This window comes from Massilia sp. 9096 (assembly GCF_000745265.1).
Lineage (GTDB): Bacteria > Pseudomonadota > Gammaproteobacteria > Burkholderiales > Burkholderiaceae_D > Telluria.
The window spans coordinates 1943033-1968303 of the sequence record NZ_JQNN01000001.1 but is presented as its reverse complement, the minus strand read 5'-3'; the positions used below and the strand labels follow the sequence as shown (position 1 = coordinate 1968303).

The following is a 25271-nucleotide window of genomic DNA, read 5'->3' as shown; positions in this document are numbered from 1 at the left end:
CAAATGAGAAAGAAGAAAATCGACTTCTACCCGGGCCTCAAACCCAAGGACCGCCCGTTCACGCTCGAGGACATCGTCTGCGGCGTCGACGAGGCCGGGCGCGGCCCGCTGGCCGGCCCGGTGTACGCCGCTGCCGTGATCCTCGACCCGGCGCGCCCGATCGAGGGACTGCGCGATTCGAAAAAGCTGACCGAAGCGCGGCGCGACGAGCTGGCCCCGCTGATCAAGGAACAGGCGCTGGCCTGGGCCATCGCCGAGTGTTCGCACGAAGAGATCGACACGCTCAACATCCTGCAGGCGACCATGCTGGCGATGCGCCGCGCGGTCGAGCAGCTGGCGCACGTGCCGACCATCGCCCTGATCGACGGCAACCGCTGCCCGCCGCTGGCCGCGCACATCCGCGCCCATGCCGTGGTCGAGGGCGACGACAAGGTGCACGCGATTTCGGCCGCGTCGATCCTGGCCAAGACCGCGCGCGATGCCGCGCTGGTCGCGCTGCACGAGGCCTATCCGCAGTACTGTTTTGATCAGCACAAGGGCTACTCGACCGCGCTGCACCTGGAGCGCCTGCGCCTGCACGGGCCGTGCCCGGTGCACCGCCGCAGTTTTGCGCCGGTGCGAGTCTTGTTGCAAGCCGATCTTTTGCAGACCGGCCTGCTCGACCTGGCCGGCGCATGAAGACGATCAGCTCGCGCGACAACGCGTTTTACAAGGAACTGAAGCAGCTGGCCACCAGCTCGCAGGCGCGGCGCAAGGCCGGGCGCTCGCTGCTGGACGGCGTGCACCTGTGCCAGTCCTGGCTCGAGCTGAAGGGCTTGCCGGTCCATTGCCTGGTGTCCGACGAAGCGCTGGGCAACCCGGAAGTGGCCGCCATCGTCGCCGGCGTGCAAGCCGGCCGCGGCCAGGTGACCGTGCTGCCGGACGCGCTGTTCGGGGCGCTCAGCCAGGTCGAGCACGGCGTCAATCTTCTGTTCCTGATCGAGACCCCGGCGCCACGCATGCCGTCCAGGCTGGCCGAATCGGCGGTGCTGCTGGACGGCGTGCAGGACCCGGGCAATGTCGGCTCGATCCTGCGCAGTGCCGGCGCCGCCGGCATCAAGCAGGTGTTCTGCAGCCCGGGCACGGCGTTCTGCTGGTCGCCCAAGGTGCTGCGCGCGGCGATGGGCGCCCACTTCGTGCTCGAGATCTTCGAAAACGCCGACCTGCCCGAACTGGTGCGCGACGCGCGCGTGCCCGTGCTCGCGACCAGCGGCTACGCGGCCGAGCCGCTGTGGCGCGTCGACCTGCGCGGCGCGCGCGCCTGGGTGCTCGGCCACGAAGGGCAGGGTGTCTCGGCCGAGCTGCTCGAGCTGGCCACGCACCGGGTCGCGATTCCACACCTCGGCGCGGTCGAATCGCTGAACGTCGCGGCCTGCGCCGCGGTCTGCTTTTTTGAACAGGCGCGCCAGCAACGGGCTGCGTGAAGCTTGCCGTCCATGTCTCGACGATTGTGTCGCTAACGTAGCCTCACAGCAACATTTAACATAGACGCAGCCGGTTTCCTCGGTTACTCTTCCGATTCGATTCGAGTGGAGTATTGATGGACATCGCGCATTTGCATTTTCTGGTGGCGGAAGCCGACCCACGCCAGCGCCGCATGCTGGTCGAGGCGCTGGCACAGCTCGGCGCGACCCGCGTGACCGAGGTGCCGGACGCCCCGATGGCGCTGCGCACGCTGCAGGCCGGTTTCAGCCCGAAGGTCGACGTCGCGGTGCTCGACCTGGCGCTGGGCGGCATGGATGCGATGGAATTCCTGCGCGCCGTGTCCGGCTTGCATTCGGCGGTGCGCCTGATCGTCACCGGCGACCAGCCGGCCGGCGTACTGTTCTCGGTCGAGACGCTGATCCAGGCGCACGACGTCGACCTGCTCGGCACCGTCGCCAAGCCGGTCAACGCCGGCAAGCTCAAGACCCTGCTCGACAACTACCAGCCGCCCGCGCCCGCGCGTGCGCCGGAACCCGGTCCGAGCTTCAGCTTCGCCGACGTCGGCGTCGGCCTGCAGAAGCGCCAGTTCGAACCCTTCTTCCAGCCCAAGATCGAGCTGGCCACCGGCCAGGTCAAGGGCCTGGAAGTGTTCGCGCGCTGGCGCCACCCGGAGCACGGCGTGCTCGGTCCCGGCGCCTTCATCGACGCGCTGGCCCAGCACAAGCGGGTCGACTTCCTCGACTGGACCATGCTCGAGATGTCGGTCGAGCGCTGCCGGCGCCTGCACGACGCCGGGATGCCGATCTCGATCTCGCTGAACCTGGCCCCGGCCACGCTGGCGCACCCGAACTTCATCCGGCAAGTGCAATCGACGATGAAGCGCCACGGCGTGCTGCCGGACTACCTGACTTTCGAGATGACGGAATCCTCGATCCTCGACTTCGACGTCGACTTCATCGAGCGCCTGGTGCGCCTGCGCATGATGGGCTTCGGGCTGGCCATCGACGACTACGGCACCGGCCGCTCGAACCTGCAGCTGCTGGCGCGCATCCCGTTCTCGGAGCTGAAGATCGACCGCAGTTTCGTGGACGGCGCGTCGAAAAAGCGGCCGCTGGGCACCGTGCTGAAATCCTGCCTGGGCCTGGCGCACAGCCTGGACCGCATGTCGGTCGCGGTCGGCGTCGAGACGCGCCAGGACTGGGACTTCCTGCAGTCGCTGGGCTGCACCTATGCCCAGGGCTACCACATCGCCAATCCGATGGCGGCCGACGCCTTCCCCGGCTGGCTGGAAGACTGGCGCCTGTTCTTCTGAGCGCGTTCGTATTCAATACTCGCGCCGGTCCGGCTTGATCTCCTGCAGGATCGTGGTCGAGATCTCCTCGATCGACTTGGTGGTCGAGGACAGCCAGCGGATGCCTTCGCGCCGCATCATCCGTTCCGCCTCGTTGACTTCATAGCGGCAATTCTCCAGCGCCGCGTACTTGCTGCCGGCGCGCCGCTCGTTGCGGATCTCGGACAGGCGCTCGGGCGTGATCGTCAGGCCGAACAGCTTGTGCTTGAACGGCGGCAGGGCGGAGGGCAGCTTGCCGCGCTCGAAATCGTCCGGGATCAGCGGGTAGTTGGCGGCCTTGATCCCGTATTGCATCGCAAGATACAGGCTGGTCGGCGTCTTGCCCGAGCGCGACACGCCGACCAGGATCACGTCGGCCTCGGCCAGGTTCTTGTGCGACTGGCCGTCGTCGTGCGCCAGCGAGTAATTGATCGCTTCAATCCGGTTTTTGTACTCTTCGCTGTCGACCACGTTGTGGATGCGGCCGATGGTGTGCGTCGACTTGACCTGCAATTCCTGCTCGAGCGGCGCGACGAAGGTCTGGAACAGGTCCATGTGCATGCCATGCGCGGCGCGGATCACGTTCGACAGGTCGTGCTTGACCAGCGTCGAGAACACGATCGGGCGCTGGTTGTCGCTCAACGCCACCTCGTTGATGCGGCGCGCCGCTTCGTAGGCTTTCTCGATGGTATCGATGAAGGGCAGGCGGATCTGGCGGAAACGCATCTCGAACTGGCTGAGCACGGCGTGGCCGAAGGTTTCCGCAGTGATGCCGGTGCCGTCCGAAACGAAGAAGACGGTGCGGGGCGTGCTCGAGCTGGAATCGGCGAGGGTCATAATGTTAATTTGATAATTTGATGACAAAGTTGCAGGCAACGCAGTGTGCGCTGCAGCAGCGCAGGTTAGAATATTAGGCAACAGTTGTTTGGATTGTGCTGCACCGCTGGACGAATAACAAGAACAAGACCACCGGCGGTCCCGCCAACCACGAAAGATTTCCATCATCAAAAGGTGTTTTACCATGACTAACCTGTCTAACGCAGCATTGAAGGAACCCGATCCAAACGGGGTCGCCGCCGGCGTCTACGTCGCCTCGTTCGAGGACCTGCGCATGACCGACGTCGAGTCGGTCGGCGGCAAGAACGCCTCGCTGGGCGAGATGATCAGCCAGCTGGCCGAAGCCGGCGTGCGCGTGCCGGGCGGCTTTGCCACCACGGCCGAGGCCTTCCGCGACTTCCTGCGTCACAGCCCCGACGGCGGACCGGCGCTGTCCGAACGCATCGCCCAGCGCCTGGAAAGCCTGGACATCGACGACGTGCGCGCGCTGGCCGCCGCCGGCGCCGAAATCCGCCAGTGGATCATCCACACCCCGTTTCCGCCGCGCCTGGAATCGGAAATCCGCGCGTTCTACGAGCGCCTGGTCGCCGACTCGACCACCGAGATGTCGTTCGCGGTGCGTTCCTCGGCCACCGCCGAAGACTTGCCGGACGCGTCGTTCGCCGGCCAGCAGGAAACCTTCCTGAACGTGGTCGGCATCGACAACGTGCTGGAGGCCATGAAGCACGTGTTCGCCTCGCTGTACAACGACCGCGCGATCTCGTACCGCGTGCACAAGGGCTTCACCCACGCCGAGGTCGCGCTGTCGGCCGGTGTGCAGCGCATGGTGCGTTCCGACACCGGCGCGGCCGGCGTGATGTTCACCATTGACACCGAGTCGGGCTTCAAGGACGTGGTCTTCATCACCTCCAGCTACGGCCTGGGCGAGACGGTGGTGCAGGGCGCGGTCAACCCGGACGAGTTCTACGTCCACAAGCCGATGCTCGAGCTGGGCAAGAAGCCGGTCATCCGCCGCAACATCGGCTCCAAACTCATCAAGATGGAATTCACGGCCGAAGCGAAAGCGGGGCGCTCGGTGCGCACCGTCGACGTGCCGGTCGAGCAGCGCAACCGCTACTCGCTGAACGATGACGAAGTCGTCGAGCTGGCCAAGTACGCGGTCATCATCGAGAAGCACTACGGCCGCCCGATGGATATCGAGTGGGGCAAGGACGGCCGCGACGGCAAGCTGTACATCCTGCAGGCGCGTCCGGAGACGGTCAAATCGCAGCAGAAGCCGACCGACGCCCAGCAGCGCTTCAAGCTCAAGGGCAGCGGCACGGTGCTGGCTTCGGGCCGCGCGATCGGCCAGAAGATCGGCGCCGGTCCGGTGCGCGTGATCCACGACCCGAGCGAGATGGAACGCGTGCAGCCGGGCGACGTCCTGGTCGCCGACATGACCGACCCGAACTGGGAGCCGGTGATGAAGCGTGCCTCGGCCATCGTGACCAACCGCGGCGGGCGCACCTGCCACGCGGCGATCATCGCGCGCGAGCTGGGCGTGCCGGCCGTGGTCGGCTGCGGCGACGCCACCGAGACGCTCAAGGACGGCACGTTTGTTACCGTCTCGTGCGCCGAAGGCGACGAGGGCCGGATCTACGACGGCATCCTGGAAACCGAAGTGTCGGAAGTGGCGCGCGGCGAGCTGCCGAAGATCCCGACCAAGATCATGATGAACGTCGGTAACCCGCAGCTGGCCTTCGACTTCCAGTCGATCCCGAACGGCGGCGTCGGCCTGGCGCGCCTGGAATTCATCATCAACAACAACATCGGCGTGCACCCGAAGGCGATCCTCGAGTACCCGAACATCGACGCCGACCTGAAGAAGGCGGTGGAATCGGTGGCGCGCGGGCACGCCTCGCCGCGCGCGTTCTACGTCGATAAACTGGCCGAAGGCGTGGCGACCATCGCCGCCGCCTTCTGGCCCAAGCCCGTCATCGTGCGCCTGTCCGACTTCAAGTCGAACGAGTACAAGAAGCTGATCGGCGGTTCGCGCTACGAGCCGGACGAAGAGAATCCGATGCTGGGCTTCCGCGGCGCCGCGCGCTACCTCGCCGAAGACTTCGCCGAGTCGTTCGAGATGGAATGCATGGCGATGAAACGCGTGCGCGAAGAGATGGGCCTGACCAACGTCGAGCTGATGATCCCGTTCGTGCGCACGCTGGGCCAGGCCGAGAAGGTCATCGCCCTGCTGGCCAAGTATGGCCTGAAGCGCGGCGAAGGCGGCCTGCGCGTCATCATGATGTGCGAGGTGCCGTCCAACGCCATCCTGGCCGAGCAGTTCCTGGAATACTTCGACGGCTTCTCGATCGGTTCGAACGACCTGACCCAGCTCACGCTCGGCCTGGACCGCGATTCCGGCATGGAGCTGCTGGCCAAGGACTTCGACGAGCGCGACCCGGCCGTCAAAGCCATGCTGTCGATGGCGATCAAGGCTTGCCGCGCCCAGGGCAAGTACATCGGCATCTGCGGCCAGGGACCGTCCGACAACCCGGACTTCGCGGTCTGGCTGATGGAGCAGGGCATCGAGTCGATGTCGCTCAATCCGGATTCGGTGATCGATACATGGCAGAAGCTGGCGTCGATGTAAGCCAGCCGGTCGTGAGAACAGCCCCCGTTGCCCGAGCGGCAGCGGGGGCTGTTTCCTTATGGCGAAGTCGAGCGTTTCGCCGGCGGCGGCGCTTTGGACGTTGCGATAGCCAGATCGCCCACGAAAGCTTATGATTTTGAGAACTTCGCCGCCCGCGTGCGGCACAGGTGTTCCATCTTCAGGAAGTCACGATGAATCGATTCGCCGTACTGTTCGCCTGCCTCGCCGTCACCGCCTTCGACGTCTGCCGCGCCGCGCCGCCGGCCGACGACCCCGCCTTCTGCACATCGATGTGCGCTTCCGAGCAGAACGCATGCCGGGCCCAGGCCCGCTTGCAGACGAAGGAAGAACTCTTTACCTTGAACGACACGCCGCACCGTAATCCGTTCGCGCGCACTGCGCAGGAGGAGGTGGCGCGTCCCGAGCAGCGCGCGCTCGACGCCGTCGGTGACCAGAACCGCAAGCAGCAGCGCCTGGGCAGCTGCGACAGCACTTACCAGCGCTGCACGCAAAGCTGCGCCGCACGCGCGGCAGCGCCCACGCGCACGCCTGCGCCCGCGAACGCACTCGGCGGGCACTGATCGAGCATGCAGCGGCCACCGAGCCGGCACTGAGCCGCGGGCGGCCGTGGCGCCTAGCCCGCCGACGCCTCGCGCAGCCTTTCCGCGCCCGAGGGCGCCGCCACCACCGTATTGCGTCCGCCCGCCTTGGCCGCGTACAGCGCCTGGTCGGCGCGCGAGAGCATGGCGGCGACGGTCTCGCCCGGCGCCAGCGTGGCCACGCCGATGCTGACCGTGTAGGGCACGCCGGCGCTGCCCGGTGCCGCACGCGAAGCACGCTCCAGCGCCGCGCGCAGGCGTTCGGCCGCCTGCATGGCCATGCCTTCGCCGGTATCCGGCAGCAGCACGGCGAACTCCTCGCCGCCGAGCCGGCCGCAGACGTCGATCGCGCGCACCACGCTGCGCGTATGCAGGACGATCTCGGCCAGCACGCGGTCGCCGGTCGCGTGGCCGTAGCTGTCGTTGATGCGCTTGAAGTGGTCGACGTCGAACAGCAGCAGCGACAGCGCGCCGCGCCTGCGCTGCGCGCGCGCGCGTTCGCGTTCGGCCAGTGCGAAGAAGGCGCGGCGCGAGCAGGCGCCGGTGAGGTGGTCGTGGTCGGCGGCATAGGTGGCGCGCGCGATGATGCCGGCGTTGGTCATCATCACCGCGCCCAGGGTCAGCATCGGCAGGGCCAGCGTGCCGATCGAGAAGAAGAAGATCGTCAAAGGCGAATCGTCGAGGCGCAGCACGCCGCTCGCGCGCAATCCATAGACCACGGCGCGCGCCAGCATGCCGGCGGCCACGGCGAATGCCGACCAGGTCGTGAAGCGCACCGGGTAGCGGCGCGGCGCGCTCGCCATCGTGCGCCGCAGCGTCACGCCCATCGCCAGCGCAAGCACCGCATGGTAGGTGGAGGTGACGACCACGCGGATCGCCATCGAGTCGACCACCAGGTGAAAGCCGGCGACCAGCGCGAAGCCGGCCGCCGTGCCTGCGCCTAGCGCCGGCCACGGCGTGCCCAGGCCCGCATGGCGGCGAAAGCCGGCCAGCATCAGGGCCGAGGTACCCATCAGCAGGAGATTGGAGACTTCGATCGACAGCCAGTCGGGGATGATGCCGCGCGCGGCGACCAGCGGCAGCGCCAGCGCCGCCAGTCCATTGGCGATCGTCCACTCGCGGATACCGCGGGCATCGCTGTGCGACAGTGAATGCAGCACGAACAGCATCATGATGGACAAGGACATCATGACGAAAAGAAGGCTCAGGGCACTCAGCATCAAAGGCAAGCCAGGAAGATAACGCGGCGGTGCGACAGCACGAGTTACAAATTAATCATTGCCCATAGTATCAAAAAAGTATCCAAATCCCTAGAGTAATATGTCTATTTGGCAAACATGCCGAGCAAGTCGGTCAAATAAGCTGTCAGGGCGGCGCTCTGGCGTTGACTCGCGGCACAGACACGTTACACTAAGAACAAGACATCCGACCGGGGACGATGATTCACCGCATGCATCCGACAGCACCCTCGTCGCCCGGCCGGGCGCCGGGGGTTTTTTGTCGGCATACCGCAAGGAGGAGACCATGGCTGACTGGATGGGCTGGCTGGTGGCGGCCGGCGTACTGGTGGTGCTGGAACTGTTCAGCGGCACCTTCTATTTGCTGATGATCGCGATCGGCCTGGGCGTCGGCGGCATCGTCGCCTTGCTCGGCGCCGGCCTGGCGCTGCAGGCCATCGCGGGCGCCGCCGTGGGCGCGTCCACCGTGTGGCTGCTGCACCGGTCGCGCCTGGGCCGTCCGGCGCGCCACGACGCCGCGCGTGACCGCAACGTCAACCTCGACATCGGCCAGCGCGTGACCGTGCCGGCCTGGGACGGCGGCCGCGCGCGCGTGATGTACCGCGGCGCGCTGTGGGACGTCGAGCTGGGGCAGGGTGCGACCGCGCATCCGGGCGACTTCCGCATCGTCGAAGTGCAGGGCAGCCGCCTGGTGGTGGCCAATTCATGAGGACCGCGCGCGGGCAGGTACTTTATATGCTGTCCGCCGCTGCGGCGCCATCGCCGGCACGCCGATGTTCGGCATGCCGTAACAACAAGGAGACGTCATGGAATTCTCGTTCGGAACCGTCGCGCTGGTGATCCTCGTCGTCGCCATCGTGTTCGTCATCAAGACCATCAACGTGGTGCCGCAGCAGCATGCCTGGGTGGTCGAGCGGCTAGGGAAGTACCACGCCACTCTGGCGCCGGGCCTGAACATCGTGGTGCCGTTCGTCGACCGCATCGCCTACAAGCACAGCCTGAAGGAGATCCCGCTCGACGTGCCGCCGCAGGTCTGCATCACCAAGGACAATACCCAGCTGCAGGTCGACGGCATCCTGTACTTCCAGGTCACCGACGCGATGCGCGCGTCCTACGGCGCTTCCAACTACATCCAGGCGATCACCCAGCTGGCGCAGACCACGCTGCGCAGCGTGATCGGCCGCATGGAGCTGGACAAGACCTTCGAGGAGCGCGACCACATCAACACGACGATCGTCAACGCGATCGACGAGTCGGCCGCCAACTGGGGCGTGAAGGTGCTGCGCTACGAGATCAAGGACCTGACCCCGCCGGCCGAGATCCTGCATTCGATGCAGCGCCAGATCACCGCCGAGCGCGAAAAGCGCGCGCTGATCGCCGCCTCGGAGGGCCGGCGCCAGGAAGCGATCAACATCGCCAGCGGCGAGCGCGAAGCGGCGATCGCGCGCTCGGAAGGCGAGAAGCAGGCGGCGATCAACCGCGCCCAGGGCGAGGCCGCCGCGATCGTGGCCCTGGCCGACGCCAGCGCGACGGCCCTGCGCCAGGTCGGCGCGGCGATCGCCTCGCCGGGCGGGATGGATGCGGTCAATCTGCGCGTGGCCGAGGAATACGTCGGCGCCTTCGGCAAGCTGGCCAAGACCAACAATTCGATCATCGTGCCGGCCGACCTGGGCGACATGAGCGGCTTGATCGCGAGTGCGCTGCAGATCGTCAAGGCACAGAAATAAGCGCAGAAATAAGCGCAGAGATGAGCGCCGGGCGCCGGCTCGGTGCGCGCGCGTGAAGCGCTGCGCCCCGGACCGGTCCGAAGACGCCGTCGCGCCTCAGAAGCCGACCGTCGCCGTCAGCCCGAAGGTGCGCGGCGCGCCCAGCACCAGGTAGCCATAGCCCGGATAGCCGCCGGCCGAGGCCCAGTAGGCACGGTCGGTGACGTTGTCGACGCGCGCGCGCAGCGTGACGTCGCGGTCCATCAGGCGGGTCGTGTAGCTGGCGCCCAGGTCCAGGCGTGTCCAGGACGGCAGCTGCTGGGTGTTGCCGGCGTCGGCGTACTGGTGCGAGGTGTACAGGGTACGCGCGTCCAGCGCCATGCCCGGCATGCCCGGGACGTCCCAGTCGACGCCCAGGTTCAGCTGCGTGCGCGGCACGCCGATCGCATCCTTGCCTTCGGTGGCCGCGACGCCGGTGTCGCGCTGTTCGGTCTCGAGCAGGGTCAGGCCGCCCAGCACGCGCAGTCCATGCATCGGCATGCCGAATACCGACAGCTCGATACCCTGGTTCTTTTGCGAGCCGAATACGCCGAACACGCGGTCCTGTACGTTGCCCAGCGGCTGCGATGTGGTGAAGAAGGCGACGCTGCCGCCCAGCTTGCCGCCGTCGTACTTGACACCGACTTCCTTCTGGCGCGAGACGTAGGGCTCGAAGATCTGGCCCTGGTTGACGATCTCGGTGCCGGCCGCCGTCGGGCCCTGCTGCAACGCTTCGGCGTAGTTGGCGTACACCGAGACGCTCTTGAGCGGACGGTAGACGATCCCGACCACCGGCGTGTTGGCGCTGCGGTCGTAGCGGGTCTGTGCAGCACCGCTGTTGTAGTCGTAGCTGACATTCTTGAGCATCTGGTGGCGCAGGCCGACGGTCAGGCGCACCGAGTCGTCCAGCATCGCCAGGGTGTCGGCCAGCGCATAGCTGCCCAGGATTACCTTGTTGGTCAGCAGCGGGTTGTCCATCGCACCGCCGGTGTAGAAGGTGGCCGGCGGCGCGGCGGCGTCCAGCGGGCGGTACAGGTTCGACGCGAAGCCGCTGAAGTCCGACAGCGCGTAGGCGTTCTTCGAGCGGCCCTCGAAGGTCGACGCGGTGGCGCTGATGGTGTGCTTGACGGCGCCGGTGCGCAGCTCGCCGCGCACGCCGATCTCGCCGGTGCGGTCGATGTCGTCGCGCACGTTGTCGAAGCGGTAGGCGGCGGTGCCGCCGGCCGTGTCGGTCGTCGTGGGCGAGGCCAGCGAATTGAATTCGTGACCGCTGCGCATGCCGAACGCGGCCCAGCCGACCACGTTCGGGGCCAGGTCGATTTCGCCGCGCACGGTGCCGAAGGTGTCGCGTTCCTGCGAGCGCGTCCAGGGCTGGCCGAAGTTCTTGTCGGCGTCCGGGGCGGCCGGGATCGGCAGGTTTGCGCCCGCGCTCACGCTCGGACGCGGGTCGGTCAGCTGGTGGTCCTGGTGGCCGACGTCGGCCGACAGGCGGTAATTGTCGCCGCGGTAGTCCATGCCGACCGAGAACACGGTCAGCTGGCGCTTCTCGCGGTCGACCGCGGTGTCGCCGTCGCGCCGCACGGCGTTGATGCGCACGCCCAGGCGCTCGCCTTCGCCCAGGCGGCGCGCGACGTCGGCGGCCACGTAACCCTGGCCGCCCGAGTCGACGCCAACCGTGATCTCGTTGAGCGGCGCGTTGGGCGCGCGCTTCGGGACCAGGTTGACCGAGCCGCCGATGTTGCCGCCGCCCGGCGCGGCGCCGTTCACGAAGCTGTTCGCGCCGCGCAGCACTTCGACGCGCTCGAGCAGCTCGGAGGCGACGAACTGGCGCGGCAGCAGGCCGTACAGGCCGTTGTAGGCGATGTCGTCCGAGTTCACCGGGAAGCCGCGGATGACGTACAGTTCCTGGAAGTTGCCGAAGCCGCGCGCGACGCGCACCGAGGGGTCGTTGGCCAGCACGTCGGCCACGCCCTTGGCCTGCTGCGCCTGGATCAGCGACATCGTGTAGTTGGTGCTGTTGAAGGGCGAATCCATGATGTCGACGTTGCCCAGCAGCCCCAGGCGGCCGCCGCGCGCGACCTGGCCGCCGGCGTAGGCCGAGGGCAGCCCCTGGGCCGAGGCGTCGGCCGACGCGCTGACCACGACGGTCGGCACCGGCGCCTGCGCGCCTGCATCATCGCCGGTCTGCGCGGCGCTTTGCGCGCCGGTCTGCGCATGGGCCGCGCCGGCCGCCAGCAGCAGGGCGGCGACGGCGATCGGGGTCAGCGCGGTGCGGGGATGGACAATGTTCTTCATGGATTTCTTCTTCGTATTGATGAGAATAATTCTCATTATAGCGACCCCGCTTGCATTCGTAAATGAGAACTATTAACATCTGACCTCGACCGCCACGCGGCCCCACGCAGTCCCCTCATTCTCTGACGATGTCTCCCGCCAATCTTCGCCGCTGGTCCTGGATCCACAAGTGGAGCAGCCTGGTTTGCACCGCCTTCATGCTGCTGCTGTGCCTGACCGGCCTGCCGCTGATCTATCACGAGGAGCTGGCCGAACTGAGCGGCGCCGAGATCGAAGCGCCGGCCTTGCCCGTTGCACTGTCCGGCAAGCCGCCGCATGCCAGCCTCGACCAGGTCATCGCCGCCGGCAAGGCGCGCTATCCGGGCAAGGTCATGATGTTCATGTCGCAGGAGCCCGAAGACCCCGACATGTGGTTCCTGACCATGGGCGACCGTATCGACGACCCGCATTTCGTCTCGATCGGCATCGACGCGCGCACCGCGAAGTTCGTCGGCGAGCCGCCGATCGAAGGCGGCGGCGTGCTGCAGTTCCTGTATCACCTGCACGTCGACCTGTTCGCCGGGCAGTGGGGCAAGCTGTTCCTGGGCGCGATGGGGCTGCTGCTGTTAACCGCCATCGTCTCCGGCGTGGTGCTCTACGCGCCCTTCATGCGCAAGCTCGACTTCGGCACCGTGCGCCATGGCCGCACCGCGCGCCTGAAGTGGCTCGACCTGCACAACCTGCTCGGCATCGTCACGCTGGCGTGGGCGCTGGTGGTCGGCGCCACCGGCGTGATGAACACGCTGGCCGACGTGCTGCTGCAGGTCTGGCAGTCGACCGAGGTGGCGGCGATGGTCAAGTCGCATGCCGGCTTGCCGCCGCTCGACCCGAAGGCGCCGATGGCGTCGATGGAGGCCAGCGTGGCCAATGCGCGCGCGGCCCAGCCGGGGATGCAGGTCGCCTTCATCGCCTTCCCGGGCACCGGTTTCGCCAGCCCGCACCATTACGGCGTCTACATGCGCGGCGACCGCGCGCTGACCGCACGCCTGGTCAAGCCGGTGCTGGTCGATGCGCGAACCAGCCAGGTGGCCGACCAGCGCTCGCTGCCCTGGTACCTGACCGTGCTGCTGCTGTCGCAGCCGCTGCACTTCGGCGACTACGGCGGCGCGCCGCTCAAGCTGGTGTGGGCGCTGCTCGACGTCGCCACCATCGTGGTGCTGGGCAGCGGCTTGTACCTGTGGATCCGGCGCGGGCGTGCGGCGCAGGCCAGGGCGCCTGCACCGGCGCGCGCGCAGGCGCCCGTGCGCGAGGGCAGCGCCGAGGGCAGCCGATGAGCGCCTCGCGCAGGCTGTGGGGCATGCCGGTCCTGCTCGGCGTGCTGAGTGTGTTCGGGCTCGGCGCGGGCCTGCTCGGGGATGGCGTGTGGGACTGGGTCGCCGCCCTGGCGCTGGCGACGCCGCTGGCGGTGGCTTGCCGCCACGTGCTCAAGCCGCCCGCGTCGCCGCACCGCTAGCCCTGCACCATGCGCCGGCATCATGCGCCGGAGGCACTTAATTCTCGGTTAAGCATTGCACCTGCAATACGGCGTATAACTCTGCTTGACACAACAACAAGCGGGGAGTCGTGCGGTGAAAAACTGGGTGCGCAACAACAAAGGCTTCCTGGCCTTCCTCGTGATGTTCGGCGTGTTCCGCACCGCGGTCGCGGACTGGAACCCGATCCCCTCGGCCTCGATGCATCCCAACCTGCTCGAGGGCGACGTGGTGCTGGTCAACCGCATGGCGTTCGACCTGAAGGTGCCGCTGACCGACGTCGTCGTGGCCCACATGGGCGAGCCGGCGCGCGGCGACATCGTCACCTTCCACTCGCCGAAGGACGGCATGCTGCTGATCAAGCGCCTGGTCGCGCTGCCCGGCGACACCGTCGAGATGCGCAACGAGCGCCTCTACATCAACGGCCGCGGCGCCAATTACCGCGTGGTCGAGGAGTCGCTCGATTCGGTCGGCGGCTCGGCGCTGCGCGCGGTGCAGCTCGACGAGTCGATCAACGGCCGCCCGCGCCACATCCAGCTGCTGCCGGAGGTGAACGCGGCGCGCAACTTCGGCCCGGTCACGGTGCCGTCCGGCCAGTACCTGATGCTGGGCGATAACCGCGACAACAGCGCCGACTCGCGCTACATCGGCCTGGTGCCGCGCAAGAACCTGATCGGCCGCGCCGAACGCGTGCTGGTCTCCGCCGACTACCAGGGCAACTGGATGCCGCGCACCGAGCGCTTCGGCATGTCGCTTTACCGGGCCGACTGAGCGCCCGACCGATCATCGACCGTTCGCCGCACCCGCGCGCACGTCAGGCACGCGCGCGCGGGCAGGCGGACCCCTGGGGTGATCGCAGCGCCGCTGCGCTGTCAAGCCGACAATCCCGTACAATCGCGCCTTTCGGATTCTGAAAGGCGACCTCCATGCAGCGACTGCTGACGGTGATCCTGGCCTGTCTCGGTATGGTCGGGGCGCTGGCGATCGACACTTATCTTCCCTCGATGCCGGCGATCGGGCGCGCGTTCGCGGTCGGCCCGGTCGCGGTCCAGCAGACCTTGAGCGTGTTCCTGTTCATGTTCGCGTTCATGATGCTGTTCTACGGGACCCTGTCGGACTCGTTCGGGCGCCGCCCGGTGATCCTGGTCGCGCTCGTGGTCTACACCGCGGCGTCCGCCGGCGCGGCCTGCGCGCCGACCTTCGGCTGGCTGCTGCTGTGCCGCGCGCTGCAGGGCATGTCGGCCGGCGCCGGCTCGGTGATCGGCCAGGCCATTGTGCAGGACCGCTTCACCGGGGCCGACGCCCAGCGCATCATGTCGCACGTGATGATGGTCTTCGGCCTGGCGCCGGCGGTGGCGCCGATCCTGGGCGGCTGGCTGTTCGTCAGCTTCGGCTGGCGCGCGACCTTCGTGTTCCTGGCGATCTTCGGCGCGCTGATGCTGGTCACCTGCCTGCGCCTGCTGCCGGAGAGCCTGCCTGTAGACAAGCGCCACGCCTTCCACCCCGGCTCGATCGCGCGCAACTACGTCAAGGTGCTCGGCCATCCGCAGTTCCTGCTGCTGTCGCTGTCGGTCGGCCTGGCCTTCGGCGGGCTTTCGCTGTACATCGGCTCGGCGGCCAACTTCATCATGGACATCCTGCACCTGCCCGAGACCGCGTTCGCCTGGATGTTCATTCCGCTGATCTCGGGCATGGTGATCGGCTCGGCCTGGGGCGGCAAGCGCGCCACGAAGATGCCGGCGGCGACCTTGCGCGCGATCGGCTTCGGCACCATGCTGCTGGCCTGCGTGCTGAACGTCGGCTATACCGCCTGGGCGGGCAGCGACGTCACGGTGCCGTGGGCGGTGCTGCCGCTGATGGTCTACACCTTCGGCCTGGCGGTGGCGATGCCGGCGATCCAGGTCGGCGCGCTCGGCCTGTTCCCGGAGAACCGCGGCCTGGCCTCGTCGATGCTGTCCTTCATCCAGATGATGTCGTTCGCGCTGGTCTCGGGCCTGGTCGCGCCGCTGCTGTTCGGCAGCGCCTTCAAGATCGCCTGCGGCGTGGCGATCGGCCTGGCGGCAAGCTTCGCGGCATGCCGGCTGGGCTACGCGCTGGCGCGGGGCAGGGCGGTGGCGTGAGCCTGCGCGCCCGCGCCACGCTGACCGGCCTGTCGGCCGTGCTGCTGTGGAGTTCGGTCGTCGGCCTGCTGCGCAGCGTGAGCCAGGCGCTCGGACCGACCGGGGGCGCAGCGGCGATGTACACGCTGGCCGCGCTCCTGCTCCTGGCCACGGTCGGCCTGGGCAAGGTGCGCGATTTCCCGCGCGCCTATCTGGTGTGGGGCAGCGTGCTGTTCGTGAGCTACGAAATCTGCCTGTCGCTGTCGATCGGCCATGCGCACACGAACCGCCAGGCGATCGAAGTCGGCATGGTGAACTATTTGTGGCCCGCGCTGACGATGCTGTTCGCGATCCTGTTCAACGGCCAGAAGGCCAGTTGGCTGATCGCGCCGGGCGTCGCGCTGGCGCTGGCAGGCGTGTGCCGGGTCCTGGGCGGGGAGCACGGGTTCGATGGCGCGGCGATGGCGGCGAACGTGCGCGACAACCCTCACAGTTACGGCCTGGCGCTGGCCGGGGCCCTGATCTGGGCCGGCTATTGCACCATCACCCCACGCATCGCCGGCGGCAAGAACGGCGTCACGCTGTTCTTCATGCTCACCGCCGCAGCGCTCTGGATCAAGTACCTTGCCCAGGGCGGCAGCACGCTGCACGTGGACCTGCATGCGCTGCTCTGCCTGGTGCTGGCCGCAGGCGCCATGGGTTTCGGCTACGCGGCCTGGAACGTCGGCATCCTGCGCGGGAACGTCACGCTGCTGGCCGGGGCGTCGTACTTCATCCCGGTACTGTCGTCGGCGCTGGCGTCGCAGGTCTTGCACGCGGGCCTGCCGCGCGCGTTCTGGCAGGGCGCGGCGATGGTGTGCGCAGGATCGGTCCTGTGCTGGCTGGCGACGCGCGCCGGGCGCTAGCGCGCGGGCGTATCAGCGGCGAATCTGCTTCATCGCCTTCTCGACCTCGCGCTTGGCGTCGCGGTCGCGTTCAGTGTCGCGCTTGTCGTGCTGCTTCTTGCCCTTGGCCAGGCCGACTTCGCATTTCACGCGGCCGCCCTTGAAGTGCAGGTTGAGCGGCACCAGCGTGTAGCCGGAGCGCTCGACCTTGCCGACCAGCTTGTCGATTTCCGCCTTGTGCAGCAGCAGCTTGCGGGTACGCAGGGCTTCCGGATGACTCCATCCCGAGACCGTGCTCAATGGGCTGATGTGCGCGCCGAACAGATACAGTTCGCCATTGCGGACGACGACATAGGCCTCCTTGATCTGGACCCGTCCATCCCGGATTGCCTTGACTTCCCAGCCCTCCAGCACCAGGCCGGCCTCATAGCGGTCCTCGATGAAATAGTCGAAAAAGGCTTTCTTATTATCAATAATGCTCATGAAATAGCGAAAATACGCGCGTCGGTTAAACTATAGGGTATCCGACATCATAACAAACGGCTGACACATGGCAGTAGTGCACAAATCAGTTTTCTTGGGCTACAGCGCCGAGCAAATGTTCGACCTCGTCGCAAAAGTCGAAGACTATCCAAAATTCCTGCCCTGGTGCAGCGGCGTGAAACTGGTCGAAAGGAGCGACGACAAACTCGTCGCGGCGTTGCAGATCAACTTTCATGGGGTCAAGCAGAGCTTCACCACGTCGAATCACAACCAGCGTCCGACCCAGATGAAGATGCACCTGGTCGACGGTCCTTTCAAGATGCTCGAGGCGGTCTGGAGTTTCAAGGCGCTGCGCGCCGACGCCTGCAAGATCGACTTCGACATGCAATACGAATTCTCGAACATCATTCTCGAGCAGATCGTCGGACCGGTGTTCGGCATGATCGCCAACACGATGGTCGATTCCTTTTGCAAGCGCGCCGAGGCGGTGTATGGTTGAGCCAGTGGCTGACTCAGTGGCTGACTTCGGCGCTGAAGTGCAGGTCTACGTGCTGTACGCGACGCCGCAACGCGAATTCCTGCATCCGATGCGCGTCGAGCCGGGCACGACCATCGGCCAGGCGATCGAGCGCAGCGGCGTGCTGCAAAGCTTCCCCGAGATCAACCTGGTGACGCAGCCGGTCGGCATCTACGGCAAGAAGAAGACGCTCGATACGGTGTTACGCGAGCGCGACCGCATCGAAATCTACCGGCCGCTCGTGGCCGATCCGAAGGATTCGCGGCGCAAGCGCGCGGCTAAGCTCGGGCGTACTTGACGTCCGGCCGGCCAGTCGACGCAAGCTGCGTCGCAGCAAGTCCGGCAGCGCCGCTCGCGGACGCCGCCCCGGCCCCGCATCGATGGCGCCGCGGCATCATCGGCACTGCGCCAGCGACTCGCGCGTGCGCGCAAGCCGGCGCGCCCGTTCCTCGTCCGACATATAGCTGCGCTCGCCGTCGGCGCTCATCTGGCTGATGCGCACGCCCGAGGCCAGCTGTGCTTCCGCCTGGCGTGTATCGGCGCACATCTGTTGCAGGTCGGCCTTGTGCGCGGCCTCGGCCTGCGCCTTTTTCTCGTCTTCCTGGCGCTGGCTCTGGCGCTTGCGATAGTCGGCTTCGCGGTCGGCCAGGCCCGGTTGCTTGGGTGCATCAAGCGGGGCAGGGGACGCGACGGCAAGCGCCAGCGCATTGTCGTCGGCGCCAGGGCGGCGCGGCGTCTTCAGGATGCGATTGGCCGGCGTGCCCGGAGGCGGCGGGCGGTCGGAAAACACCCGGCTGCCCTTGTCGTCGATCCAGGAATACTGCGCGTGGGCGAACTGCGGCGCGAACTGCGCCAGCAGCATCAGCGCGCCGGCGCAGGCCAGGCGCAGCGCGCGCCGGTTCATGGGGGATGCGGTGATCACGATTTCCTTAATTGTTTCCACAGAATAATGTCCTGATTTCGCCACGATTCGGTTCGGCTGTCAATCGAGGGCCGGCGATGCCCGGGCCATTTTTGGCGGTCGATAGGACGATTGCCAAGACTTTCTGTATAATTCGCTTTTGCGCCTATAGGAAATAAACTATGCGTCTCCTCCAGAAAGCACTCACGTTCGATGACGTGCTGCTCGTCCCGGCCTATTCCAACATCCTCCCGGCCAATACCTCGCTGCGCACCAAGCTGACCCGCAACATCTCGCTGAACATCCCGGTGATCTCGGCCGCGATGGACACCGTGACCGAAGCCCAGCTCGCGATCGCGATGGCCCAGGAAGGCGGCATCGGCATCATCCACAAGAACCTGCGTCCTGCCGACCAGGCTCGCGAAGTGGCGCGCGTCAAGCGCTATGAAGCCGGCGTGCTGAGGGACCCGATCACGATCGGGCCGGACGTGAAGATCCGCGAAGTCCTGGCGCTGGCGCAGCAGCACGGCATCAGCGGCTTCCCGGTGGTCGAAGGCAAGCAGGTGGTCGGCATCATCACCAACCGCGACCTGCGTTTCGAGGAAGACCTGGAGGCGGAAGCGCGCGCCAAGATGACCCCGCGCGAAAAGCTGGTGACCGTGAGCGAAGACGCCGGCACCGAGGAAGCCAAGCGCCTGATGAACAAGCACCGCCTGGAGCGTGTGCTGGTCGTCAACGACGAGTTCGAGCTGCGCGGCCTGATCACGGTCAAGGACATCTTGAAGTCGCACGAGCACCCGAACGCGTCCAAGGATGCGCAGGGCAAGCTGCTGGTCGGCGCCGCCGTCGGCGTGGGCGACAAGGACAAGGAACGCGTGGAGCTGCTGGTCAAGGCCGGCGTGGACGTGCTGGTGGTCGACACCGCCCACGGCCACTCGCAAGGCATCCTGGACCGCGTGAAATGGATCAAGGACACCTATCCGCAAGTTGACGTCATCGGCGGCAACATCGCCACCGCGGCCGCCGCGCGCGCGCTGGTCGAAGCCGGCGCCGACGCGGTCAAGGTCGGCATCGGCCCGGGTTCGATCTGCACCACCCGCATCGTGGCCGGCGTGGGCGTGCCGCAAGTCACCGCGATCTCGAACGTGGCCGAGGCGCTGGCCGGCACCGGCGTGCCGTGCATCGCCGACGGCGGCATCCGCTTCTCGGGCGACATCTCCAAGGCGCTGGCTGCCGGCGCCCACACCGTCATGATGGGCTCGATGTTCGCCGGCACCGAAGAAGCGCCGGGCGAAGTCATCCTGTACCAGGGCCGTTCGTACAAATCCTACCGCGGCATGGGTTCGCTGGGCGCGATGGCCGAAGGTTCGGCCGACCGCTACTTCCAGGAATCGCAGTCGAAGGCCGAGAAGTTCGTGCCTGAAGGTATCGAAGGCCGCGTCGCCTACAAGGGCAGCGTGCTGGCGATCATCTATCAGCTGGTCGGCGGCGTGCGCCAGTCGATGGGCTACTGCGGCTGCGCGAGCATCGAAGAACTGCGTGAGAAAGCCGAATTCGTCGAGATCACGTCGGCCGGCATGCGCGAATCGCACGTGCACGACGTGCAGATCACCAAAGAAGCGCCGAACTACCGCACCGAGTAAAAATCCCAAACGCGGCCCGACTGGAAACGACGGCCGCGTTTTCGTATTTGCCATCAGAAGACTACATGCACTCCAAGATCCTCATCCTCGACTTCGGTTCCCAGGTCACCCAACTGATCGCCCGCCGCGTGCGCGACGCCGGCGTGTTCTCTGAAGTCTTCCCCTACGACATCGGCGACGAGTTCGTGCGCAACTACGGCGCGTCCGGCGTGATCCTGTCCGGCAGCCACAATTCGACGCTGGAAGGCGACTCGCCGCGCGCGCCGCAAGCCGTGTTCGAGCTCGGCGTGCCGGTGCTCGGCATCTGCTACGGCATGCAGACCATGGCGGCCCAGCTGGGCGGCAAGGTCGAGAACGGTAAAGTACGCGAATTCGGCTACGCCGAGGTGCGCGCGCGCGGCCACACCAGACTGCTCAACGGCGTCAACGACTTCGTCACCGACGAAGGCCACGGCATGCTGAAAGTCTGGATGAGCCACGGCGACAAGGTGCTGGAAATGCCGGAAGGCTTCAAGCTGATGGGTTCGACCCCGTCCTGCCCGATCGCCGCGATGGCCGACGAGGAGCGCCGCTTCTACGCGCTGCAGTTCCACCCGGAAGTCACGCACACGACTCAGGGGGAAGCCATCATCGGCCGCTTCGTGCACGAGATCTGCGGCTGCAAGAGCGACTGGAACATGCCGGATTACATCTCCGAGGCGGTCGAGAAGATCCGCGCCCAGGTCGGCACCGACGAGGTCATCCTCGGCCTGTCCGGCGGCGTCGACTCGAGCGTGGCTGCCGCGCTGATCCACCGCGCCATCGGCGACCAGCTGACCTGCGTGTTCGTCGACCACGGCTTGCTGCGCAAGGACGAAGGCAAGATGGTGATGGACATGTTCTCCAAGAACCTCGGCGTGAAGGTGCTGCGCATCGACGCGTCCGACCAGTTCATGGGCCACCTGGCCGGGGTGATCGACCCGGAGCAGAAGCGCAAGATCATCGGCCGCGAGTTCGTTGAAGTGTTCCAGGCCGAGTCCCAAAAGCTCACCAGCGCGAAGTGGCTGGCCCAGGGCACGATCTATCCGGACGTGATCGAATCGGCCGGCAAGGGCAAGAAGGGCCAGACCATCAAGAGCCACCACAACGTGGGCGGTCTGCCGGAAACCCTGAACCTGAAGCTGCTGGAGCCGCTGCGCGAACTGTTCAAGGACGAGGTGCGCAAGCTCGGCGTGGCCCTCGGCCTGCCGCACGACATGGTGTACCGTCACCCGTTCCCGGGTCCGGGCCTGGGCGTGCGCATCCTTGGCGAAGTCAAGCGCGAATACGCCGACCTGCTGCGCGAGGCGGATGCGATCTTCATCGAAGAACTGCGTAGTACGCCGTTCGTCGCGCCGATGGTGCCGGGTATCGATGCGGGCAAGGCCCCGACCAACTGGTATGAGGCGACCTCGCAGGCCTTCGCCGTGTTCCTGCCGGTGAAATCGGTGGGCGTGATGGGCGACGGCCGCACCTACGAATACGTGGTCGCGCTGCGCGCTGTGCAGACGCTGGACTTCATGACGGCGCACTGGGCGCACCTGCCGCACGATCTGCTCGGACGCGTGTCGAACCGGATCATCAACGAAGTGCGCGGGTTGAATCGCGTTGTTTATGATATTTCGGGGAAACCGCCGGCGACGATTGAGTGGGAGTAGGATTTCCTTTTGGAGATTCATGTCCTGTAATTGGAAAAGGCTCGCTTCGGCGAGCCTTCTAAAACTAAGCGATCCAACGAGGGTAGCCTCAAGGCCGCTCAAGCTTGGCATTCGATCCGATCGATGCTGGTCAGTCGCTATTGAAGCTCACGTTCCAGGCCAGCTTGCCTGCGCAAACTCTGGCATGGCGGTAACGGGCTTTGCGGTGGCCTGTAGTTGCGGGATGGCATCAACTCGCACGCTCACCTCAAGTATTCAGAGATCGGGGTTCCGCACTGGTGTTCGTAACTGAGTTCCGCAGCCTATGAGGATAGGGGAAGTCCATTGCGGCTTCCAAGGGACTAGCAAACTCATGGTGATTCAGTGCGCACGCCGTGCTTAGCCATCTGGCTGTCGCGCACCCTAATCATTTCCGGCTGTACGTCAACTGCATATCGTGTGGACCGCGTCGGAGGATCGCTGGCGCGACCGCGCAAGGGCGGTCCTTTACGATGTTTTCTTCACGAAGCCTTCGCCCCTCGACATTATTCTGGCTGCGGTTAAAGGGTAAGCGTATTGCGCATGCGGCAAGCCCATCAGCGTGGCGACCAATCACGCCGATTGGGTTGGGACGCGGGGCTAGCGGACCAGCGGAACGGCGAGGCAGACAAGCGTGCGCGCTTTGACGATCAGGCCGGGTTTTTGACGAAGGGGCGGCAATCGATCGGGATGTCGATCAGGAACGTGGTGCCGGTCTGTTCCGAGCTGTCGACCGCGATGCTTCCCCCATGGCTTTCCGTGGCGCGCTTTACGAAGGGAAGGCCCAGGCCCCAGCCCGGCGCGGTCGCGCACGCGCCGCGCGACCCGTATTCAAAGATCTCGTTTTGCCTTTCCTTGGGAATCGCCTGCCCATCGTTGTGGACCGACAGCATCATGCGCCCTCGCACCTGGCTCGTCGCCAACCCGATCTTGCGGCCCGCCCCATGCGTCAGCGCGTTGTTGATCAGATTTTCCAGCGCGCGCCGAAGGGTGTTTCGGCACCACCACCCGCGCGTCGAATCCGCCATCACCGAAAATTCGACCTCGTGGGGCCGGGCGTAAGCTTTAGACACATCCGTAAGCAACTCGGCGATGTCGAACTCGGAAAGCTGCAAAGGCAACTGGTCGCTTGCTTTGGAAGTCAACGCGTCCAAGAGTTCGGACATCATGTCCTCGAGCCTGCGCGCGTTGGCTTCGACCTTTTCAGCAAACTGCTTGTTGGCCGGTAGATCGTTGGACAGCCCGATCAACTGGGCCCCGCTCAATATTACGGCCAAGGGCGTGCGCATGTCATGCGAAAGCGCGCCGGCCAGTTTGCGGCGCAAGTCGTCCTGGATGGAGGCGAATTCGCGGATCGCCTCGCGCACCGCGGCGTCGATAGAGTGCTCGATGATCGCCCATTCCTTCGCGCTCAAATCCAACCGCTCCGACGCTTCGGCAGTGATCGCCTCGCGCAGAATCTGGTATTCATGAACCACTTGGTCCGGGCCGTAAGAGGTCATCCGCGCCCGCTCGCCGCCATGGACGGCCGCGGCGTTATTGGAGCTGGTGGCGTTTCTTCGGGGATGCCCGGGGCTGAGCGCTTCGCCAATGTTGTCGAAGAACGCGGGAAGGGTGTTGGTCAGTATCGGACGAAGCAAAGTAGCGGCGCCTTGGACGCGCGCGCGGACTTCCCGCTCCCACCGCTCCATCACGGGTTCTCTGAGCGCAAGGAATTGCCGAGCTCGCGGAGTGATCCCATGCTCTTCGGGATTTTGGTCAGTGGCCAGCATCATGTGGTTTGATCTCATCATTATGCCTAGTCTACTTGCTGATGAGCATTAGCGTAGGGTCTGAAATGAATGGTTGCAATTATTCATCCATTTGATATCGGGATGCCGTGCTCCAGCATGTCGATCGTAAAGCTGATTATGATAAGTGGATATCAGCCTCACATTCATTAAATTTTGGCGGCTCGCTGCGTGAACAAAACCCGAAACTGAGGCCCCGCGTAGGGGCGAGAGCCAGGCGTTTCCCTCTCTGATCTGATCAAAAAGTCGGTATGCGCGCCAACCGCAGCCACGGCGTAAGGAGCGTTATCTGCTCAGATTTTCAATTCAGACAAGGCATATCCGTAACATCACGTATGTGCTTTCCGTGAGGAAATGAAAGTTTTTGCGTTTGGGTGTATGCTACAGCCATAACTCGTGCGCGTCTGCCAGCGTCATTTTAGGAGACTCTCACAATGGAACGACTTTGCGCCGCCTGTCGCGTGCTGATCGTCGACGACAACGTCGACGCGGCGGACTTGGTCGCCGAGTTGATGGCGTTTCAAGGCTATGAGGTCGCCGTGGCCCATGGCGGCGAGGAGGTCGTCAAGACGGCCCAAACCTTTGAACACCAGCTTATTTTTCTCGACTTGGGTATCCGGGCATGGACGGATATCAAGTCGCCTCGGCGTTGCGCCCGGCAGAGTGGTTCCCGGCGACGCGAATCGTCGCGCTGACGGCTTGGGGCGATCAATCCTCACGCGAGCGGACGGCGGCTTGCGGCTTCGACGCGCATTTGGTCAAGCCCGCGCGCTTCGAGAATCTGATCGCTCAGGCGCAGTTGAGCTGACTGAACCGTGTTCGACGATCCTGTCTTGGCATTTCGCTCGCCAGATGGCGGGAAGCCTGTTTGGCGCCGATCGAAGAGCGCCTTGTGCGCGGCAGCCTGGCAGCGATTCCACTGCGGGTTTTGCCGTTGCCGTGGCGCTTTGATAGGGGATTGCAGTTTCTAATTCAACCAATGCGCGAGCGAGCTTGATTCGAGGCTTCGTTGCGCATTTGAATCCAGGCATGGATGGACAGGCCTGGGCATGTATTCTTGCCGACGGCGAAATTCGAAGCGAGAGTACATGTGCTCGCCGACAGCGAGCGGTCGTACCGGATCCTCGACCAACAGCGGTCGCGGCGGTTGCAGTCCTGGCCGAATTCAATGGCGCGGCCAAAGATGTCGCGAATACCTGCTTCGCGCTTGACTGTCGCGCCGGTTTTGCCTGTGCTGTCGATCGGACCCAGGCCCTCGGTACCGTTCATCGTGGAGTGTCGAATCCAAACTCGCGCGGCGCGGCGATACCGTCGATCACGTCGTGCGGGCGTCACCTCCAACCCAGCTGTAGGTCTTCATAGGGCCGCGCACCAGGCCGCCCAGCAGCTCGTATCGGTCTCGATCTCCAACGACATCCAGCGCGGCGGGCTACGGTGAGCGGAAAGGCGAGTGATCTTCACAGGCCAGCTGTACACCCGGCTTTAGGCGACGGCGCGCCAAGGGATCCATTCTACTGCCCCGCAAGCGCAAGCGCAGCTGCACTTGCCGTGCTAGATGGACTTTTTGCAATGTTGAGGTCATCCGTGCTCCGGTATGCTGTTCCTGCGATTA

23 protein-coding genes and 1 pseudogene are annotated in these 25271 nt (G+C 65.7%); 17 read left to right on the top strand and 7 right to left on the bottom strand.

The window, feature by feature from the left end; all coding sequences use genetic code 11:
- Positions 1-3 precede the first annotated feature (3 nt).
- The 3 genes from rnhB to FA90_RS08380 all read left to right on the top strand — a co-directional run bounded on the left by rnhB (position 4) and on the right by FA90_RS08380 (position 2776).
- Complete coding sequence (gene rnhB, locus FA90_RS08390) at positions 4-678, top strand: ribonuclease HII (RefSeq protein ID WP_036167882.1); 675 nt, start codon at positions 4-6, stop codon at positions 676-678.
- On the top strand, positions 675-1463 hold the full coding sequence (locus FA90_RS08385) for an RNA methyltransferase (RefSeq protein ID WP_036167879.1): 789 nt from the start codon (positions 675-677) through the stop codon (positions 1461-1463). The genes rnhB and FA90_RS08385 overlap by 4 nt, the downstream gene beginning before the upstream one ends.
- A gap of 116 nt (positions 1464-1579) precedes the next feature.
- Positions 1580-2776 (top strand): EAL domain-containing protein, encoded by a 1197-nt coding sequence (locus FA90_RS08380; RefSeq protein WP_036167875.1) that lies wholly within the window; start codon positions 1580-1582, stop codon positions 2774-2776.
- Positions 2777-2788: 12 nt separating this feature from the next.
- Here FA90_RS08380 and FA90_RS08375 read toward each other — a convergent pair whose 3' ends face one another.
- Positions 2789-3631, bottom strand: a complete 843-nt coding sequence (locus tag FA90_RS08375; RefSeq protein WP_051971585.1) for a pyruvate, water dikinase regulatory protein — start codon at positions 3629-3631, stop codon at positions 2789-2791.
- A 184-nt stretch (positions 3632-3815) separates the two neighbouring features.
- Between FA90_RS08375 and ppsA the strand changes: the two genes are divergently transcribed.
- Both ppsA and FA90_RS08365 read left to right on the top strand, forming a co-directional pair.
- Positions 3816-6260 carry a phosphoenolpyruvate synthase gene (gene ppsA, locus FA90_RS08370; RefSeq protein WP_081933739.1) on the top strand — a complete coding sequence of 815 codons (2445 nt, stop codon included), beginning with the start codon at positions 3816-3818 and terminating at the stop codon, positions 6258-6260.
- Between the two features lie 191 nt (positions 6261-6451).
- A complete protein-coding gene (locus FA90_RS08365; RefSeq protein ID WP_036167872.1) occupies positions 6452-6841 on the top strand; it encodes a hypothetical protein in 390 nt (129 codons plus the stop codon).
- Positions 6842-6894: 53 nt separating this feature from the next.
- Here the strand turns inward: FA90_RS08365 and FA90_RS08360 are convergent, their stop codons facing one another.
- The gene (locus FA90_RS08360; RefSeq protein ID WP_051971584.1) at positions 6895-8049 is read right to left on the bottom strand and encodes a diguanylate cyclase; all 1155 of its coding nucleotides are present in this window, start codon (positions 8047-8049) and stop codon (positions 6895-6897) included.
- Between the two features lie 334 nt (positions 8050-8383).
- On the opposite strand from FA90_RS08360, the gene FA90_RS08355 reads away from it, so the two are divergent.
- Together FA90_RS08355 and FA90_RS08350 are read left to right on the top strand one after the other, a co-directional pair.
- A complete protein-coding gene (locus FA90_RS08355; RefSeq protein ID WP_036167869.1) occupies positions 8384-8806 on the top strand; it encodes an NfeD family protein in 423 nt (140 codons plus the stop codon).
- 97 nt (positions 8807-8903) lie between these two features.
- Positions 8904-9824 carry an SPFH domain-containing protein gene (locus FA90_RS08350; protein WP_036167866.1) on the top strand — a complete coding sequence of 307 codons (921 nt, stop codon included), beginning with the start codon at positions 8904-8906 and terminating at the stop codon, positions 9822-9824.
- 96 nt (positions 9825-9920) lie between these two features.
- Here the strand turns inward: FA90_RS08350 and FA90_RS08345 are convergent, their stop codons facing one another.
- Entirely contained in the window at positions 9921-12137 is a 2217-nt protein-coding gene (locus tag FA90_RS08345) for a TonB-dependent siderophore receptor (RefSeq protein ID WP_036167862.1), read from the bottom strand.
- Between the two features lie 128 nt (positions 12138-12265).
- Here FA90_RS08345 and FA90_RS08340 point away from each other — a divergent pair, with 128 nt between their 5' ends.
- The 5 genes from FA90_RS08340 (at position 12266) to yddG (ending at position 16652) form a co-directional block, all read left to right on the top strand.
- Entirely contained in the window at positions 12266-13450 is a 1185-nt protein-coding gene (locus tag FA90_RS08340) for a PepSY domain-containing protein (RefSeq protein ID WP_051971583.1), read from the top strand.
- Positions 13447-13629: a hypothetical protein gene (locus tag FA90_RS26270; protein WP_036167857.1), complete on the top strand. Its 183-nt coding sequence runs from the start codon at positions 13447-13449 to the stop codon at positions 13627-13629. The genes FA90_RS08340 and FA90_RS26270 overlap by 4 nt, the downstream gene beginning before the upstream one ends.
- A gap of 115 nt (positions 13630-13744) precedes the next feature.
- Positions 13745-14419, top strand: a complete 675-nt coding sequence (gene lepB, locus FA90_RS08330; RefSeq protein WP_036167853.1) for a signal peptidase I — start codon at positions 13745-13747, stop codon at positions 14417-14419.
- A 155-nt stretch (positions 14420-14574) separates the two neighbouring features.
- Positions 14575-15768 (top strand): multidrug effflux MFS transporter, encoded by a 1194-nt coding sequence (locus FA90_RS08325; protein WP_051971582.1) that lies wholly within the window; start codon positions 14575-14577, stop codon positions 15766-15768.
- Entirely contained in the window at positions 15765-16652 is an 888-nt protein-coding gene (gene yddG, locus FA90_RS08320) for an aromatic amino acid DMT transporter YddG (RefSeq protein WP_036174815.1), read from the top strand. Before FA90_RS08325 ends, yddG begins: the two co-directional genes overlap by 4 nt.
- Before the next feature lie 12 nt (positions 16653-16664).
- Here yddG and smpB read toward each other — a convergent pair whose 3' ends face one another.
- The gene (gene smpB / locus FA90_RS08315) at positions 16665-17114 is read right to left on the bottom strand and encodes an SsrA-binding protein SmpB (protein ID WP_036167851.1); all 450 of its coding nucleotides are present in this window, start codon (positions 17112-17114) and stop codon (positions 16665-16667) included.
- Positions 17115-17181: 67 nt separating this feature from the next.
- On the opposite strand from smpB, the gene FA90_RS08310 reads away from it, so the two are divergent.
- A complete protein-coding gene (locus tag FA90_RS08310) occupies positions 17182-17613 on the top strand; it encodes a type II toxin-antitoxin system RatA family toxin (protein ID WP_036167849.1) in 432 nt (143 codons plus the stop codon).
- A complete protein-coding gene (locus FA90_RS08305) occupies positions 17606-17929 on the top strand; it encodes an RnfH family protein (RefSeq protein ID WP_051971580.1) in 324 nt (107 codons plus the stop codon). Before FA90_RS08310 ends, FA90_RS08305 begins: the two co-directional genes overlap by 8 nt.
- Positions 17930-18025: 96 nt before the next feature.
- On the opposite strand, the gene FA90_RS08300 is transcribed toward FA90_RS08305, so the two are convergent.
- Positions 18026-18574 carry a DUF4124 domain-containing protein gene (locus tag FA90_RS08300; protein WP_239700593.1) on the bottom strand — a complete coding sequence of 183 codons (549 nt, stop codon included), beginning with the start codon at positions 18572-18574 and terminating at the stop codon, positions 18026-18028.
- A 140-nt stretch (positions 18575-18714) separates the two neighbouring features.
- Between FA90_RS08300 and guaB the strand changes: the two genes are divergently transcribed.
- Both guaB and guaA read left to right on the top strand, forming a co-directional pair.
- Complete coding sequence (guaB, locus tag FA90_RS08295; RefSeq protein WP_036167841.1) at positions 18715-20175, top strand: IMP dehydrogenase; 1461 nt, start codon at positions 18715-18717, stop codon at positions 20173-20175.
- 65 nt (positions 20176-20240) lie between these two features.
- Positions 20241-21851, top strand: coding sequence for a glutamine-hydrolyzing GMP synthase (gene guaA, locus FA90_RS08290; RefSeq protein WP_036167838.1), 1611 nt, complete (start codon positions 20241-20243; stop codon positions 21849-21851).
- A 668-nt stretch (positions 21852-22519) separates the two neighbouring features.
- Here guaA and FA90_RS08285 read toward each other — a convergent pair.
- Positions 22520-23644: a sensor histidine kinase KdpD gene (locus FA90_RS08285; protein ID WP_036167835.1), complete on the bottom strand. Its 1125-nt coding sequence runs from the start codon at positions 23642-23644 to the stop codon at positions 22520-22522.
- 449 nt (positions 23645-24093) lie between these two features.
- Here FA90_RS08285 and FA90_RS08280 point away from each other — a divergent pair.
- Positions 24094-24467 (top strand): annotated as a pseudogene (locus tag FA90_RS08280) (response regulator).
- A 164-nt stretch (positions 24468-24631) separates the two neighbouring features.
- On the opposite strand, the gene FA90_RS26265 reads toward FA90_RS08280, so the two are convergent.
- Positions 24632-24928: a hypothetical protein gene (locus FA90_RS26265; protein ID WP_156116634.1), complete on the bottom strand. Its 297-nt coding sequence runs from the start codon at positions 24926-24928 to the stop codon at positions 24632-24634.
- Positions 24929-25271: the final 343 nt, after the last annotated feature.

Bases quoted from the DNA above. Each gene is read 5' to 3' on its own strand.
- guaB (WP_036167841.1), top strand. From the start codon at position 18,715: ATGCGTCTCCTCCAGAAAGCACTCACGTTCGATGACGTGCTGCTCGTC.
- FA90_RS08325 (WP_051971582.1), top strand. From the start codon at position 14,575: ATGCAGCGACTGCTGACGGTGATCCTGGCCTGTCTCGGTATGGTCGGG.
- guaA (WP_036167838.1), top strand. From the start codon at position 20,241: ATGCACTCCAAGATCCTCATCCTCGACTTCGGTTCCCAGGTCACCCAA.
- FA90_RS26265 (WP_156116634.1), bottom strand. From the start codon at position 24,928: ATGAACGGTACCGAGGGCCTGGGTCCGATCGACAGCACAGGCAAAACC.
- FA90_RS08340 (WP_051971583.1), top strand. From the start codon at position 12,266: ATGTCTCCCGCCAATCTTCGCCGCTGGTCCTGGATCCACAAGTGGAGC.
- FA90_RS08305 (WP_051971580.1), top strand. From the start codon at position 17,606: ATGGTTGAGCCAGTGGCTGACTCAGTGGCTGACTTCGGCGCTGAAGTG.
- FA90_RS08365 (WP_036167872.1), top strand. From the start codon at position 6,452: ATGAATCGATTCGCCGTACTGTTCGCCTGCCTCGCCGTCACCGCCTTC.
- smpB (WP_036167851.1), bottom strand. From the start codon at position 17,114: ATGAGCATTATTGATAATAAGAAAGCCTTTTTCGACTATTTCATCGAG.
- FA90_RS08375 (WP_051971585.1), bottom strand. From the start codon at position 3,631: ATGACCCTCGCCGATTCCAGCTCGAGCACGCCCCGCACCGTCTTCTTC.
- ppsA (WP_081933739.1), top strand. From the start codon at position 3,816: ATGACTAACCTGTCTAACGCAGCATTGAAGGAACCCGATCCAAACGGG.
- FA90_RS26270 (WP_036167857.1), top strand. From the start codon at position 13,447: ATGAGCGCCTCGCGCAGGCTGTGGGGCATGCCGGTCCTGCTCGGCGTG.
- FA90_RS08310 (WP_036167849.1), top strand. From the start codon at position 17,182: ATGGCAGTAGTGCACAAATCAGTTTTCTTGGGCTACAGCGCCGAGCAA.
- FA90_RS08345 (WP_036167862.1), bottom strand. From the start codon at position 12,137: ATGAAGAACATTGTCCATCCCCGCACCGCGCTGACCCCGATCGCCGTC.
- FA90_RS08385 (WP_036167879.1), top strand. From the start codon at position 675: ATGAAGACGATCAGCTCGCGCGACAACGCGTTTTACAAGGAACTGAAG.
- rnhB (WP_036167882.1), top strand. From the start codon at position 4: ATGAGAAAGAAGAAAATCGACTTCTACCCGGGCCTCAAACCCAAGGAC.
- FA90_RS08380 (WP_036167875.1), top strand. From the start codon at position 1,580: ATGGACATCGCGCATTTGCATTTTCTGGTGGCGGAAGCCGACCCACGC.
- FA90_RS08285 (WP_036167835.1), bottom strand. From the start codon at position 23,644: ATGATGCTGGCCACTGACCAAAATCCCGAAGAGCATGGGATCACTCCG.
- FA90_RS08360 (WP_051971584.1), bottom strand. From the start codon at position 8,049: ATGATGTCCTTGTCCATCATGATGCTGTTCGTGCTGCATTCACTGTCG.
- FA90_RS08355 (WP_036167869.1), top strand. From the start codon at position 8,384: ATGGCTGACTGGATGGGCTGGCTGGTGGCGGCCGGCGTACTGGTGGTG.
- FA90_RS08350 (WP_036167866.1), top strand. From the start codon at position 8,904: ATGGAATTCTCGTTCGGAACCGTCGCGCTGGTGATCCTCGTCGTCGCC.